A 14,417-nucleotide genomic window follows, 5' to 3' on the forward strand; every position below is an offset into this window, starting at 1 on the left:
GATCATTGTGATAAGAATGATCGTGCGATATCTGTCACTTTATTTTTATAAAAACGCTGTTCATTTTTTAGGCTTTTCATGATTTAGCCCTGATTCGATAAATTGCTTTCTCTTTTGTATTGTCATCTACCGACTTCATTGTCCTGTGTATGATGTAATAGCAATTTTTTGGGGTAAATAAATGGCCTCCACCTGTTATTTCGTTCCACATACCTTGAATCGTATTGAGGAGTTTATGGGGATATTTTATTTTCGCACCATCTAGCATCAATGCCATGTGGTAATGTTGCGTTAGCGCTCTGTATTGTTCTCTACACCACGAGTATCCAAATCTCTCTATCTTGTAATACTGTTTAATATAGAAGCGCAATTTACTCAGTAAGTCCCTCATATATTTGTTATCCAATGTAAATACTTTTACTCGTAAATCAAAGACCACGATAAAGACGCGTTTATACCAAGTTAAAGAGTTTTCAATTTGAGTTATTATCTTGCCCATCTGCTTAGTAAATATTGGTTTTCCTTTTCCAGCATTAACACTGAATAACTTTTTATTACTTTTAAAAATAGGGCTTTCACTTTTATATTTTGACATCTTAATTAATTTATAATCCCTAGATATTATTAACCCCAACAATGTAGAAGTGTTCAAGCCGTGTGCTGTAAGGCTTCAGCGGCAGATAAAGGCTAACAGAATAGGGTAGAAGCCTTGCAAATACATTCATAAGGCTTCATTACCATTCACTTTCAGTCATTTTCCTTCAATAAATGACAGTTATTAGGTTGTTGACGTCGACTTTGATGCTAACCAGTTATCTACTGACTCTTTTGTCCAAGCACATGCTCTGCCGTTATCTAATAATATTGGTGTTGGGAAAAAGCCTTGAATTTTCCACCACCGATATAAGGTACTCTCAGAACGATTAATAAGTTTAGTTACTTCTTTGGTTGATAATAAAATTTTGCCATTCATGTTAATTAGTACCTTTTTGGGGCTTAATTTATTAAGCGCTGTCAGTTTGGTTAAAAGCTTTAATTTCGTCTTAATATACTTAAAATTATGTTTATTTACGCCTTGTTTACGCCAAGAACTTACTGAGCTGTTGTAAACAAGGGCTTCGTGTAGGATTTTTTATCCGTTGAGTTGTTTATTCTGTTAATTTCCCCGCTAGCCATAGGCCAAATAATGGCAAGCAAACATACCCACGTTTACCCACTTGCTTATAACAAGTGGATAAACCCTTGTGTTGTTCTCTTTGCCAAAACAAACGTTTTAATTGGGTTTGGGTAAATTGAGGAAATACCTCAGGAACCTTGGTCATAGGTTGCCAGTTGTTGAGGTTCGTTACGTGTACATCAAATTGTTTTAAGTCTGTCATAGTTTTGTTTCTCCATACTGCAGTTGTCTGCAGTTCGGAAGTGACTATAAATTTTAATGATCGGGGTTATAGAGCGGTTTACTCTGTTTTTATGTGATCTTAGTCGTTCTTTTTGATTGTTTTTGAAGTGTTTTTAAATAGATTTTGAATAAGGGATAAATGCTTTATTAAATGATGCTTTCTATAGAAGAGATAAATCGAAGTTAGTTATTTATATATGCCCATTACCAATCAAGGTGCATTATTCAGCTGCTAATTTAGAGACTATACAAAGCGTGATACTAGGATAATGGCTAGTCCTTATCGAATCTACAGCGCAGTTCAGTTTCGAGTTAGCGACCTGCAGGGTAAGTCATGAGGCAACCTCCTTCGTTGTTAAAAAGTCTCGATTTAACCAGTTTGATCTTACCCTTTGTGTTTAGAATCTGTTTACCTTACGACTTACTGACTTTTGCATCTTGAGTGGTGACGGATATGATCTCAAATGAGACTTCTTTAAAGAATAGGTTTTAAAAAGAGGGATAGTTATACGCGAGTATTATTAATTATTACCCCATTTTCATTAAATTTAATGACTGGTGGGGTATAGCCTTTTCCAAAATTATACCGAGCTTTTATACTTGCTTCTATTTCACCACCACAAGAATGCGTTATTCCCATTAGTTCAGGTGATATGTCAGACATAGACATCGAAAAATAATGATCCATATAAGAAGTAAAAGGTTTTAGTCTTTTTATATTATGGGAACCACATGAAAGACATTGAGGTTTAAAATGTGAGGACTTGAAATAATCTACCCTAGCTTGCATTGCTTTCTCTTCTTCCATAATTATCTTTTGTTGTTCATGTACTTGTTTTTTCTTTTGTGTGGAAAAACGGTAAAAAATTGAATCTTTCAAAAGTTTAATATTATAGATTGCATCCTCTTGTTTGAGGGTGGTGTGTATCTTTGAATATGGAAAAATGCCTTTCATGGTAGTTTCACATTGCTTACACCAAATGCTTCTTATTTGCGGCTCTTTTTCTGCCTTGCCTACATATTCATAGGAAGCCAAACTTTCACGACTAGTAAAGTCGCATTCAGAGCATGAGTAAGAAACTGGTGAGTAAGAGATAATCCATTACCTTCTGATTTAATTAAATTATTGAAATCATATTATGAAGCTTTATCGGTAACAAGTTCATTTAACTTTTTTAAAAGTAGAGCGCTCTTATTTTTGGCGTAAATTTGGCGTAAACCACCTTAAACTCAAATAAACCGTAAACAACTGAAATCAATTGAAACAAAGAGTTAACTATTCTACACTGCCATAACAAATTGAATTATCAGGATTCAAAATCCGTTTCCGAGAGGAGTGACGGTTCAAGTCCGTCCTCGGGCACCATATTTAAACAAAGCCTCAACAATCGTTGGGGCTTTGTTGTTTCTATGACTTTATTAACATTGCCCTTAATATTTATATCAGATTTTCTAACCCATATTATGAGCCGGTATTTTTATGATGCTAGCACTCAGTAATAAAATCACTCTAATAATGCTCTTCTATCCTTCATTAACTATTTCACTATAGAGTTCACCTTTGCTCATCTTTTTTATTTAGCATGCAGAATCTATTAGATTAATAATCGTTCTGTACTTTTTAATATTGGGCTTTAGGTAGATTTTGAAGGTGTTGATAACAATTTAAATTATTTATTTTTTAAATCAATCTCTTGAGTTTTTATCTGAGGTTTTAGATACTTTTCGAAGTTAGGAGTTAGGAGTTAGGTACGTTGTTGAAGGTAATTTTAAAAGCCTGCGAAGCAGGGATGCGTATCGTTGAAAGATGCTATTAGTATAAAAAATACTGTGTGAAAGAAGAAGTAAGATAATAATCGAGCAATTGCTCGATTAAATCCAAGTTGTTATTTGTAATAAAACAACGGCTGCGGCAGCAGTAAACATTAAAAATATTCCTGCAATTTCTCGAGTCGTATCAATAATTTTTTGTTTCATGTTAACTCTCCAATAAATGTGACTTACATCACTATTATATTGCTTGGGAATAAGAAAACAACAATAAATGTGATTTAAATCACTTATTTTTTGGGGTGGGCTGTGTTTTGAAATAGGTAAAATTTATTTTTAATAAAAAAGAGTTACAAGGGAAATACACCTTAATAGTTTATTTCTAAATGCTTTGAGACCAGGAAGTAACGGTAATGCTAAATGATTTTAATAGAATAAATATTTAAATTTATTCTATTAAAATATGTGACTTAACCTCGTATTCAATAATCATCTATTTCGTATTATACCGTTATTAGTAAAATGTAAGATTCATTTTTTTGATTCACTCTGAAATAAAAACAATACAAAACAATGGACTACGGCATGAAAAATAAAGGACTATATATACCCTGAATCATATCCTGATTAGCCCCTTATTAGTGACGAAAAATAAAACTGGTTTAGATTACTTGAGTACAGGAGCGTTAGTTATGTCAGCTAAAAAGCATAAACGTAAAGCAGTAAAACATCAGCAACACTTTAGTTCAGAGACTAAAAAACATAACGTTTCTTTTTTAAGTCGTTATCCAAGGTTATTTTTAAGCATTGGATCGGGGTTAGTTGTTATTGGAATTTTATTATTAACGGTTGGTTATATTAGCCATGCTAGAGTTGGATTATCTATGCTGTCTTTATTTTTTGGTATTGGTTTAATTATTTTCGCTAATTTTTCTTTACCCAAAAAACTAAAATTATGACTTTTTAATGGAGCTGTTTGAATCTTTCATCCTTCTGATATTCGTTACGCTATACACACTGCCAATCAATAGCTATTTTTGAGTCTAAATGGCAGTGAGTATAGTTTATCAACTATTAACTATGGGCGGTTATTGATCTAAAGTGGCCAATGTTGCAGCTTCCCAGTCAGTTAATAACTTCATGATCTGTTCAGAATCTTGTGCTGTTGCAGCTGGACGTTGTAGGTTTTTATGACCTTGCTCTAAGGCTTCGCGAATTAATTTCACCTGATATAAAAAGCCATTTCCGTCAGCTTCTACGGTGATGGTTTCGCTCTGTTGTTCATATTTTGTTATCTTAAAACTATTAGCGTTTGCCCCTGGTAACCATGGGTTAGAAGTTAATACTAAGCTGCCTTCACTACCGAGCACGGTAAACGCAGCATGTAAGCCATAATTCTCAGCCGTATGTAGTTGGCAAGTAATGCCATTTGAATATTGAACCGTTGCAGCTGATTCACAAATGTTACCATCGCCACCACGCAAGCCCGATGCATTTATTTGATAGTTATCGCTCACTTCGCTAGTAAATTGTTGTTTGATTAATAGATGCATTAATGATGCAGGGTAACAACCTAAATTATAAAGCGCGCCTTTACTGTCTGGGTTAACAAATTGTTCGATGGCCGCACAATATTGACCGCTAATGGATTTTATTTCTCCGATGGCGCCGGCTTTAATCGTTTTTGCAATGGCATCAATAAATGGGTGAGTGAGGTACATTAGCCCTTCAGCGAAGAAAGTATTATTGTCACTTACAGCAGCTAGCGCGGAATGTGTTTTTGGCATATCAATGGATAATGATTTTTCACATAGAACAGCTTTGCCTGCATTTGCAGCTTTGATAACGTATTCATGATGCAGGTGATTAGGTAAGGCAATGTAAATAATATCAACATCTTGATCCTTGATTAGCGCGTCAAAATCAGTGAATGTATTTTTGATGTCATATTTATTAGCAAATTCCGTTAACCTTTCAACTGAACGACCGGCAACAGAATAAAGGCGAGTATTACCTTCTTCAATAATTGCATCAGCCATTTCACCAGAGATAAAGCTAGTCCCTAAAATTCCCCAATTAAGTGTTTTTTTCATGGTTATTTCTCTTTTGTTAATAATTTGCTTTCAAAAGCTTGAACCAGCTCAGTCAGTCCTGATTGGATGAATGTTTGAGTATGCTTAGCATTAAAGTGCTGCTCAAAAGCTTGTTGGTTTTCATAGCGTTCCCAAAAGAGATAACGACGAGGATCGTCTTTATCTTGTAAGGCAACTGCCATTGAACAGCCGGGTTCACTATTCATACCTTCACAAAAGGTGTGGATCGCCGCAATGGCGGTATCGAGATCGCTTTCTGTTTTGATGCGAAGTTCTGCTGTAATGAACAAACCTTGTTTAAACATTGGGGCTCCTAATCAATGAGGGAAATAAGATAATTAATTCTAATTGACTAACTGAGGTTGATAAACGACCATCTGGTTTGTTATTTGCTAACTATAGGTTGTGAATGTGGATAGATTAAAGAGTATGCAGGTGTTTGTGTACGTCGCTCAACATGGTAGTTTTGCTAATGCAGCTGTTAATTTTGCTGTTACGGCCACTATGATTGGTAAACATATTAAGTATTTGGAGCAGCATTTAGGCACCAAGTTGCTTAATCGAACGACACGTAGACAATCCTTAACTGAAGCCGGGCAAATTTATTATTTAGAATGTACACGCATTTTGGATGATATTGCAGAAGCTGAAAACAGCTTACAACGATTAGAGAATAAACCCAAAGGCACGGTTCGTATTAATTCACCGGTGACTTTTGGCAATACCATCTTAGCACCTATTATTGCGGATTTTTTACAGATATATCCCGAGATTAATATTGAACTGATGTTAGATAATCGTTTAATTGATCCATTACACGAGCAAGTAGACATAGTGATCCGTATTGGCGAACTGGCTAATTCCTCACTTATTGCACGAAAAATAGCAGATTATCAAATGCTCTACTGTGCTTCTCCTACGTATCTTGCTAAACATCAAGCACCTGAATGTTTAGATGATCTAATTAATCACCAGTGTTTAGGTTTTAGTTATGAGCATATTCAAGCAAACATTGCATTAAGAATAGAGACTCAAGCTTTTGATAGGCAGCATACACGTTTGACTTCCAACAGTGGGTTGGCATTAAAAGTGGCGGCCTTAAAAGGAACTGGGATTGTATTGCAACCAATGTTGCTATTACAGGACGAGTTAGCCAGCGGTGAGCTAATTGAAATTTTAAAAGATCATATTCCGCCTACAATGGCTGTTAATGTTTTATATAAGAGCAAATCCCCTTCATTAAAAATACGCACTATGATTGAATTTATTTTAGCATCGATGAAAAAAAACCGAGTGTAATACTATCGTCACTTTCAATACTCGCTACCTCCGGCTGATTTAAAGCAATATTGCTCGTATTAATACAATTCCATTATTACTCATGCACTTACCTTGATAATGCAGGTTTTGAAAAAACAATGGATAAAGGGGATATGACCTTGCTAAGGCATTGTAATGTTCTATAATACGGCTGAAATTTACTCAATAATGAGTATTAAATCTTTTCTTATCAATGCGTAAAAGTAATTAAAGGATTGGTTTTTAAAAGGAGAATAAATGAAACATATTTTTACTAAGTTAACAGCTGCTGGTGCTTTACTTTCTGTAAGCTGCCTTATCAATGTCGCTAATGCAGGCGTTATTTTTTCTGAAGATTTTAGCGGTGGTAGTACATCACTAGTTAATTCTACTAATGTGGCTTGGGCAGATTCAAGTGGCATTGGGTTTGAAGTGTATCAATCAGGAAGTGCTTCCCCTCGTGGTATGAGTGGAACATATGATCATGATAATGATCCAACAACAGCACAAATTAAAATTCCTGGTGCGATTGAAGTTAATGATAACGCAGGTAACGTAACGTTAACTGCAACATTTACTTTAGATTCAGCGATAACAGCTAATCAAGAAGGTTTATTGACGTTTTTTGGCGGTGCTCGTCAAAGTTCAGATGGTGCAAGTGTAGAAGTTTTTAACGTAACACAAAACACTACCTTATCAGGTGTACTTGAGTCTGTATTGACAACAAAAGAATGGACCTTTAACAGCTTTGCATTCAATACAACGGCTGCAGCCGCAGGTGATGAAATACAAGTTCGTTGGTTCGGTGGCGGTAGTAACTCTGCAAATGGGCAAGAAGTGGCTTTAGTGAACTTATCTGTTGTGGATGTACCTGCACCTGCAACCGCTGCAATTCTGGCGCTTGGATTATTAGGCTTTGGCGCACGTCGCTTTAAAAAATAATTTAAAAAATTAGAGTTTATATAGTTTAAAAAATTAAAGTTTATACAATTTAGAGAAACACTATAGCTTGCCTATGGTGTTTTTTTTTCTAACTTATTTACCTTACATAATGCAGGTATGGCAGATATTTTTAGGATAATCGACCTCGAATTTCTTTCTGTTTACATTAACCCCCGTTTCTTTACTAACATCTCCTATTTAAACGCGTCCATTCTATTAAGACTAAGATATAAATAATACCGTTTAGGTTAAGTAAAAATAACCGTAACTACTCAGGCCGTCTCTATTTAAGCCTATTTCTTCGTTGAAAAATGCTCATTTAAACCACTAAACTGCGCTTTTTCGCCTTGAACTAAGCATAAATAGCTTAGCCCTGAGCATTTACGTTTTTATTTTGGTAAAAAGCACTCAGTTTTAATGAGTGCTGAGTAGTTACAAATAACCTTCATTTGATCATAATTTAAACATTATTGAGTAACTAAATTGAATGTCAGAAGCTTGTAGATGAGATAAATGAACTTGCTACTAATCATTAATTGCTTTAGACGTCTAGATGGCTTAGTATGCACTGGTAATTACGATGTAGATCACAGACTATATTGATCCAACAAAACGTAACACCCGATTAATTTCAGGAAATCTGATGATAGAAATAAAAAATGTAAACAAGGTATTTTATCAAGGCAATAAAGCGATTAACGCGCTGTCTGATATTAATCTCACCATAGAACAAGGTACTATTTTTGGCGTAATAGGATCATCTGGCGCAGGTAAAAGTACTTTAATACGCTGTGTGAACTTGTTAGAGCGTCCAACATCAGGACAGGTTATTGTTGATGGCGTCGACCTAACGGCCTTATCTGAACAAGAGTTAACACAAACTCGTCGCAAAATAGGCATGATTTTTCAGCACTTTAATTTGCTTTCATCGCGTACTGTTTTTAATAATGTTGCGTTGCCACTTGAGCTAGCTGGTGTGGCAAAAAATAAAATTAAAAGTAAAGTAGAAGATTTATTAGAGCTTGTAGGCTTAGCAGATAAACGTGATGTTTACCCTGCCAACTTAAGTGGTGGTCAAAAACAACGTGTTGCGATTGCAAGAGCGTTGGCTTCTGATCCTAAAGTATTGTTATGTGATGAAGCAACCAGTGCTTTAGATCCAGCGACAACGATTTCTATTTTAGAGCTATTACGAAAAATTAATGAAGAGCTAAACCTCACTATTTTGCTGATCACCCATGAAATGGCCGTGGTAAAAGGCATTTGCCAAGAAGTGGCGATAATTGGTGATGGTAAATTAGTTGAAAATGGCACTGTAGGTGACATCTTTGCACACCCAAAAACAGATCTCGCACGTGACTTTATTCGTTCAACATTAGACTTATCAATACCTGCTGACTACGAAGCGCGCTTACATGCTACACGCACAGAAAATAGCTACCCATTAATTCGTTTAGAATTTACAGGCGCTTCCGTTGATGCACCTGTGATCAGCCATGTAGCACGAGAGTTTGATATCGATATTAGTATCTTAAGCTCAAATATGGATTACGTTGGCGGAGTTAAGTTTGGGCTTATGTTAGCCGAATTCATTGGCCCTGAAGCTTGTGCGAATAAAGCAATTCAGTATTTAAAAGAACAAAAAATTGAACTAGAGGTGTTAGGTTATGTCATTTAATGCAGTGATTACATGGTGGACTGAAAACACCCGTTTAATTGAGTTATTAGTGGACTCTTTATGGGAAACCCTAGTGATGGTATTTACCTCTGGTTTTATTGGTTTTGCTGTGGGTATTCCTCTGGGGGTGTTGTTACACTTAAGTAAAAAGAACGGTTTGTTAGAAAATACCAGCATTAATAAAATCTTAGGTATAGTGGTCAATATTGGCCGCTCTATCCCATTTATTATTTTATTGGTTGCACTTATACCGGTGACTCGTTTTATCGTTGGTTCATCGATTGGTACTGCCGCAGCGATTGTGCCACTGACTATCGGTGCCATTCCGTTTATTGCTCGTCTGGTTGAAGGTGCACTATTAGAAGTACCGTCTGGTTTAGTAGAGGCTGCACAAGCGATGGGCGCAAAACCAATGCAAATTATTAAAAAAGTATTATTACCAGAAGCATTACCCGGCATTATAAATGCCGTAACTATCACACTAGTGACCTTAGTAGGTTACTCGGCGATGGCTGGTACCGTTGGCGGTGGAGGTCTTGGTGATGTAGGTATTCGCTATGGCTATCAACGTTTTGATGCGACGGTAATGATGATCACTATTGTGATCTTAGTTATCTTGGTACAAATGATTCAATCACTAGGTGATCACCTTGTTAAGCGTGTTGATCATCGTTAAATTTTTATTCTTAACTATTAACTCTAAAAAGTAAGTCACATTCAAAGGAAAATATATGAATTTTAATATCAAAAAAGTATTAGCCGTTTTAGGTTTTGCATCAATCTTTGCCTTAGCGGGTTGTGGTGAAAAAGAAGTCGTCGCTGTTGATAATGACAAAATTACTGTCGGTGTTATTGCTGGTGCAGAGGCACAGGTTGCTGAAGTCGCAGCTAAAGTTGCTAAAGAAAAATTTGGTCTAGAAGTTAAGTTAGTGACTTTCTCTGACTACATTACGCCAAATGCAGCACTAGAAGAAGGTTCAGTCGATGTTAATGCATTTCAACATAAACCTTACTTAGATCAACAAATTACTGACCGTGGTTATAAGTTTGCTGTTGCTGGAAATACATTGGTTTATCCAATCGCTGGTTACTCAAGCAAAATCAAATCATTAGATGAATTAAAAGACGGTGATCAAATTGCTGTACCAAGTGATCCAACGAACCTAGGTCGTTCATTGATCTTGTTAGAAAAACAAGGTCTATTAACATTAAAAGAAGGCGTTGGTCTAAAAGCAACTGTTTTAGATATTGTTAGTAGTGAAAAAAATCTACAAATAATTGAATTAGAAGCTGCGCAATTACCACGTTCATTAGATGATGTTAGCCTTGCTATCATCAACACAACTTACGCAAGCTCTATTGACCTTTCTCCTGACCACGATGGTTTATTTGTTGAAGATAAAGACTCTCCATACGTAAACTTGATCGTTGCACGTGCTGATAATGTTCAATCAGAAAACGTACAAAACTTTGTTAAAGCATACCAAACAGATGTTGTATTTAATGCAGCCACTGAAATCTTTAAAGGTGGCGCTGTTAAAGGTTGGTAATCTGTTCTTTTTACAGTTATCTATACTTATTAATTGATGATATTAATTAACGCAGGGAAGTAATAGTACTCTGTTATATAACACTGTACTAAGCTGATTAAAAAGGTATTAAGCCCCGCTTAATACCTTTTTTTATAGCGATTGAGAAATGCTTTCTTAGTATCGACTATTGATACTTCTTATTAATACACTCTCTTAGTCGCTATCCTTAATACGCATCCAACTAAATTACTGATCAACAGTCATTAAAATAAATCATCTGAAACGCTATCTCAGCAAAGCCCTACAATAAACTGACTACAAACTCTAAATCTATCTATAAGCCATCTTGATCGCCAGCGCTAACCAATCAATAAGCGGTATTGAAGCGAGTTTGGCTAGTAAGTGATGTGTATGAATAGCACAAAGATTTTAGTATGATCAATGATTACTTTTACTGTGCTCTGTAACTGCTTTGTTGAAGCATCGCCGGTTAAAGGTCGAGTATAATAAAAGACCTAAGGACAATGCAATCAACAGTCTAGTGAATAGGTTTGAAAGGAATAATGAAATGAAAAAAATAACATTGCTCATGTGCATCTTGATGCTGCCAGTATCCGTTCAAGCCGACTGGAAAGAGTCACTATCAACAGGTTGGAATTCAGTTAAAAATACAAGCTCAAAAGCTTATACCGATTTAATCGAAGACGATGCTGAAATAGAAGGTTTATCCACACTTTCTGCTGCAAGGCAAAAATCCATTATCACATGGGATAAAATGGAAGATCGCTTCGCTGATATTATTGAAGTAAAAGAAGATAAGAGTGTAGCGCCAGAAAGTGCTTTCTTTAAAAAGAATAAAGCAGGGTATCAAGAAGATATCGATGATCTGTTAGGCGATATCTACGCGATTTTAAATGATGATATCGTGAAAGAAGCGAGTAATAGCATTACTCAAATTGATTCAAAAATGTTAGATCTCCAAGCAAAGGCTTCTCAACAAAAATCTAAATCAGTCATTTTGATTGGCGAAGAGAGACAAGATGCATTACAAAAGCAGCAAGAATACGAAAACGATATAGAAGCGTATCAACAAAATCGTCAAAAAATGATTGAAGCAGTACAAGCTCGTCTTGATGATTTTGGTACTGAGCTTTCATTTGAACAAGTTGAGGCGCTGTTAGTCCGAGTGAATGCCGATGATATTCTCGCTATGACCACTGTTTTCCCAGTGATTAGTGAAATTGCCAGTTCTTTTGCTAAGATCACTGCAGCGTCAGGTGAAGATCTTAATAATGCGAAAAAATACTACAGCATGTATGTCGTGCTGTTAGAGTTACAGCTGTACATTCAAGAGCGTTATATTGGTGATCTCAAATACAAATATCTTCCTCGTATTGATGAGCTACAAAGTAAACAAAATAGTTTAATTAACAGCACTCAACAAACGCAACGTAACGCTTCTTCAAAACATAAAGTATCGTATTCTTTGAACTTAAAAAGCCAGAATACGACACTACAGGCTATCAAACTATATAAGGTGAGTATGCAGCAAGATTTAAATAAAATGTCTAAAGCTCACGGACTACTGATGCAAGATTATACTTTAGCGGTGAATACCTTAAACACGGTCACCATGTCTTCTCAAGTGAGCAGTCTTATCACTGATAGTAATCAACTCTTTGATAGAATAATGGCGTTACAAGCACCAGAGTTGGTACCATTTAATAATATTCAAATGCAAAAAGAGTTCTCCGCATTAACTGAACAAATCAAATAAGCATTTTAATAATCAGTTCGAATATTATTTAAATAAACTATAGCCAATAACCAATAACCAATAACTAATAACACCAGTGGCTACTGGTTTTAGATAAACTTTAATAGATGAAAAGTGAAATACTCAAGGTTAAATATTAAATATTAAATATTAAATATTAAACTTTAATAATCAAAGATATGATGGCATTTTTATTCAACAATATAAATGCCCATAACTATAGCTACAACCATAGCAACAACCATAACTACAACCATAACTACAACCATAACTACAACCATAACTACAACCATAACTATAACTATAACGACTCATCATGTTTTATCTTGTAAGTGTAAAATCCAGTTCTGCTCTATTGCTGTTAGCAACCATTTTTCAAATGAAAAGTCGTTGCAATGACCCACTGCATCTAGGGCGTCTGCTAATGGTTTTCCTGCTTTTAGGCAATACATAAAATCAGCATCACTATCAGTTAAGCGAGTTACCTTGGGTTGATACTGTCGTCTGAATAACATTACCGTTCGCGGTTTGCATTTTGCTGATAATGCAATTTTTGCATTACGCATTGCATCTTCCCGTATTGATTGCTCTGGGTGGTGATGGGCTTGAAAAATATCGTCAATGGGAAACATCGTTTGCATTAACGTTAGATTCTCATTAAAAATAACACTGATATTTTCTGGCTCTGTATTCGCTAGTAACGCTAATGAAGCGTTTACCAATGTTTGGTCTGGACCCTGTAATGCACAATGAAAGTGCCAATCCAATGACGCGCAGTCTGGTAAATAGGGGTAATCATGCGCAATTTGATGCGTAGCAATAAAGTCAGCAAAAGTTTCTCCCCATTGTGCCCAATCTCCTTGATCTGGCGGACATAACGTTAAAAACTCCTGCACTAGGCTTTCACTTATATCACTGTCTAATAATTTAAAAATGGTTGGAAAGGTAATGCTTAATGAACGTTGTGCATTAGCCAATAAATTACGTCGATAGATAGCAATACCCGCAATATCGTAACCGCTCTCTGCTAATAAGGTTGGGTTATCATTCCAAATCAAGGTTAATAAAAGCTGTTGCTCATTCATTTTATTTCCTGCGCTAATATTTTATGTTGATTCATTATTCGGTGTAGGTAGGGGGCGCGATAGCAAGGGTTTTATGAACTCCTGCGCAGTAAGCGTTGGCCACCTAGACAAGTGTCTGTCTTACTCTATAAGAGCAGGGGAGCACTCTAAATCAGTATGTTAGAAGTAACTAAGACTATATTCTTTCTCTGCTAATACGGCATTCGCGATAGTACGGGCTTTATTAGCTTCATCAATAAGTGTTGACCAGTTTGGTAAATTATTGTCCCATTCAATTAATGTAGGGACCGCACCAAACCGTTGTAAAGCTTGCTGGTAACCTTGCCATACTGGAGAAGAAACCGGGCAGGCATGATCATCAATCATTAATCCTCCTGCAGCAGGTTGAGAGCAGCCAGCTAAATGGATTTGTGCAACGCTATTGATTGGTAATACATTGATATAATCAGCGATAGATTGTTCAATATTGGCACCTTCAAAGTTAATACTATTAACTCAAGTTTCGGGATTCAAAACAGATAATAAAACTAAAGTAACTTGATGATTTAAAATAGGTTGACGTCTCATTGTGGTAAAATACTTGTTATCTAGACAAAGTAAGAAACCACAAGAGACATCAAATGAATTCTGCCACAAAGCCCTTGAACTTACCATCATTAACCGCTGACTTACTTAACCAAAAAAACCTTAAAATTGATAACACATTTAGCTCAACATGGAAGAGCCTGCGTTTTAATACGATGTTACGTCAAGCTAAGTTTTCTAAACGCTCAGGCATACCAGCCAGTGATGTTGTTTATCTATTAATGCTTTGGGTTTGGCTAAAAGTAGACTCTGTTGCT

15 protein-coding genes and 2 pseudogenes are annotated in these 14,417 nt (G+C 35.8%); 9 read left to right on the top strand and 8 right to left on the bottom strand.

Annotated elements, in window-relative coordinates:
• Nucleotides 1-76 precede the first annotated feature (76 nt).
• The 4 genes from H592_RS0110610 to H592_RS0110625 all read right to left on the bottom strand — a co-directional run bounded on the left by H592_RS0110610 (nucleotide 77) and on the right by H592_RS0110625 (nucleotide 2,354).
• Nucleotides 77-595 (bottom strand): YagK/YfjJ domain-containing protein, encoded by a 519-nt coding sequence (locus H592_RS0110610; protein ID WP_028868758.1) that lies wholly within the window; start codon nucleotides 593-595, stop codon nucleotides 77-79.
• Nucleotides 596-778: 183 nt separating this feature from the next.
• Nucleotides 779-973, bottom strand: a complete 195-nt coding sequence (locus H592_RS0110615; RefSeq protein WP_028868759.1) for a helix-turn-helix transcriptional regulator — start codon at nucleotides 971-973, stop codon at nucleotides 779-781.
• A gap of 175 nt (nucleotides 974-1,148) precedes the next feature.
• Nucleotides 1,149-1,379 (bottom strand): hypothetical protein, encoded by a 231-nt coding sequence (locus H592_RS0110620; RefSeq protein ID WP_028868760.1) that lies wholly within the window; start codon nucleotides 1,377-1,379, stop codon nucleotides 1,149-1,151.
• Nucleotides 1,380-1,904: 525 nt separating this feature from the next.
• A complete protein-coding gene (locus H592_RS0110625) occupies nucleotides 1,905-2,354 on the bottom strand; it encodes a hypothetical protein (RefSeq protein WP_028868761.1) in 450 nt (149 codons plus the stop codon).
• Nucleotides 2,355-3,861: 1,507 nt separating this feature from the next.
• Between H592_RS0110625 and H592_RS0110635 the strand changes: the two genes are divergently transcribed.
• Entirely contained in the window at nucleotides 3,862-4,128 is a 267-nt protein-coding gene (locus H592_RS0110635) for a cell division protein CrgA (protein WP_028868762.1), read from the top strand.
• 129 nt (nucleotides 4,129-4,257) lie between these two features.
• On the opposite strand, the gene H592_RS0110640 is transcribed toward H592_RS0110635, so the two are convergent.
• Nucleotides 4,258-5,262, bottom strand: a complete 1,005-nt coding sequence (locus tag H592_RS0110640) for a Gfo/Idh/MocA family protein (protein ID WP_028868763.1) — start codon at nucleotides 5,260-5,262, stop codon at nucleotides 4,258-4,260.
• A 2-nt stretch (nucleotides 5,263-5,264) separates the two neighbouring features.
• Entirely contained in the window at nucleotides 5,265-5,567 is a 303-nt protein-coding gene (locus tag H592_RS0110645; RefSeq protein WP_028868764.1) for a putative quinol monooxygenase, read from the bottom strand.
• A 106-nt stretch (nucleotides 5,568-5,673) separates the two neighbouring features.
• Between H592_RS0110645 and H592_RS0110650 the strand changes: the two genes are divergently transcribed.
• From H592_RS0110650 to H592_RS24900, 7 genes and pseudogenes are all read left to right on the top strand, one after another.
• A complete protein-coding gene (locus H592_RS0110650) occupies nucleotides 5,674-6,561 on the top strand; it encodes a LysR substrate-binding domain-containing protein (RefSeq protein WP_169727652.1) in 888 nt (295 codons plus the stop codon).
• A 258-nt stretch (nucleotides 6,562-6,819) separates the two neighbouring features.
• Nucleotides 6,820-7,503: a PEP-CTERM sorting domain-containing protein gene (locus H592_RS0110655; protein WP_028868766.1), complete on the top strand. Its 684-nt coding sequence runs from the start codon at nucleotides 6,820-6,822 to the stop codon at nucleotides 7,501-7,503.
• A gap of 643 nt (nucleotides 7,504-8,146) precedes the next feature.
• Nucleotides 8,147-9,181, top strand: coding sequence for a methionine ABC transporter ATP-binding protein MetN (gene metN / locus H592_RS0110660; RefSeq protein ID WP_028868767.1), 1,035 nt, complete (start codon nucleotides 8,147-8,149; stop codon nucleotides 9,179-9,181).
• On the top strand, nucleotides 9,171-9,857 hold the full coding sequence (locus H592_RS0110665; protein ID WP_028868768.1) for a methionine ABC transporter permease: 687 nt from the start codon (nucleotides 9,171-9,173) through the stop codon (nucleotides 9,855-9,857). Before metN ends, H592_RS0110665 begins: the two co-directional genes overlap by 11 nt.
• Before the next feature lie 55 nt (nucleotides 9,858-9,912).
• The gene (metQ, locus tag H592_RS0110670; protein WP_028868769.1) at nucleotides 9,913-10,731 is read left to right on the top strand and encodes a methionine ABC transporter substrate-binding lipoprotein MetQ; all 819 of its coding nucleotides are present in this window, start codon (nucleotides 9,913-9,915) and stop codon (nucleotides 10,729-10,731) included.
• Between the two features lie 550 nt (nucleotides 10,732-11,281).
• Nucleotides 11,282-12,490, top strand: a complete 1,209-nt coding sequence (locus tag H592_RS0110675) for a hypothetical protein (protein WP_028868770.1) — start codon at nucleotides 11,282-11,284, stop codon at nucleotides 12,488-12,490.
• A 243-nt stretch (nucleotides 12,491-12,733) separates the two neighbouring features.
• Nucleotides 12,734-12,802, top strand: a pseudogene (locus tag H592_RS24900) (hypothetical protein); the annotation flags it as partial.
• A gap of 2 nt (nucleotides 12,803-12,804) precedes the next feature.
• Here H592_RS24900 and H592_RS0110685 read toward each other — a convergent pair.
• Nucleotides 12,805-13,575: an HvfC/BufC N-terminal domain-containing protein gene (locus tag H592_RS0110685; RefSeq protein WP_037071584.1), complete on the bottom strand. Its 771-nt coding sequence runs from the start codon at nucleotides 13,573-13,575 to the stop codon at nucleotides 12,805-12,807.
• 159 nt (nucleotides 13,576-13,734) lie between these two features.
• Nucleotides 13,735-14,061, bottom strand: coding sequence for a multinuclear nonheme iron-dependent oxidase (locus H592_RS23640; protein ID WP_156916108.1), 327 nt, complete (start codon nucleotides 14,059-14,061; stop codon nucleotides 13,735-13,737).
• 134 nt (nucleotides 14,062-14,195) lie between these two features.
• On the opposite strand from H592_RS23640, the pseudogene H592_RS0110695 reads away from it, so the two are divergent.
• Nucleotides 14,196-14,417: pseudogene (locus H592_RS0110695) on the top strand (IS4 family transposase); the annotation flags it as partial.

It is taken from the genome of Psychromonas arctica DSM 14288, from assembly GCF_000482725.1.
GTDB lineage: Bacteria > Pseudomonadota > Gammaproteobacteria > Enterobacterales > Psychromonadaceae > Psychromonas > Psychromonas arctica.

Coding starts and splice junctions, on each gene's coding strand:
- H592_RS0110615 (WP_028868759.1), bottom strand. CDS start 973: ATGAATGGCAAAATTTTATTATCAACCAAAGAAGTAACTAAACTTATT.
- metQ (WP_028868769.1), top strand. CDS start 9,913: ATGAATTTTAATATCAAAAAAGTATTAGCCGTTTTAGGTTTTGCATCA.
- metN (WP_028868767.1), top strand. CDS start 8,147: ATGATAGAAATAAAAAATGTAAACAAGGTATTTTATCAAGGCAATAAA.
- H592_RS0110685 (WP_037071584.1), bottom strand. CDS start 13,575: ATGAATGAGCAACAGCTTTTATTAACCTTGATTTGGAATGATAACCCA.
- H592_RS0110645 (WP_028868764.1), bottom strand. CDS start 5,567: ATGTTTAAACAAGGTTTGTTCATTACAGCAGAACTTCGCATCAAAACA.
- H592_RS0110675 (WP_028868770.1), top strand. CDS start 11,282: ATGAAAAAAATAACATTGCTCATGTGCATCTTGATGCTGCCAGTATCC.
- H592_RS0110665 (WP_028868768.1), top strand. CDS start 9,171: ATGTCATTTAATGCAGTGATTACATGGTGGACTGAAAACACCCGTTTA.
- H592_RS0110620 (WP_028868760.1), bottom strand. CDS start 1,379: ATGACAGACTTAAAACAATTTGATGTACACGTAACGAACCTCAACAAC.
- H592_RS0110625 (WP_028868761.1), bottom strand. CDS start 2,354: ATGAAAGGCATTTTTCCATATTCAAAGATACACACCACCCTCAAACAA.
- H592_RS0110610 (WP_028868758.1), bottom strand. CDS start 595: ATGTCAAAATATAAAAGTGAAAGCCCTATTTTTAAAAGTAATAAAAAG.
- H592_RS0110655 (WP_028868766.1), top strand. CDS start 6,820: ATGAAACATATTTTTACTAAGTTAACAGCTGCTGGTGCTTTACTTTCT.
- H592_RS0110635 (WP_028868762.1), top strand. CDS start 3,862: ATGTCAGCTAAAAAGCATAAACGTAAAGCAGTAAAACATCAGCAACAC.
- H592_RS0110640 (WP_028868763.1), bottom strand. CDS start 5,262: ATGAAAAAAACACTTAATTGGGGAATTTTAGGGACTAGCTTTATCTCT.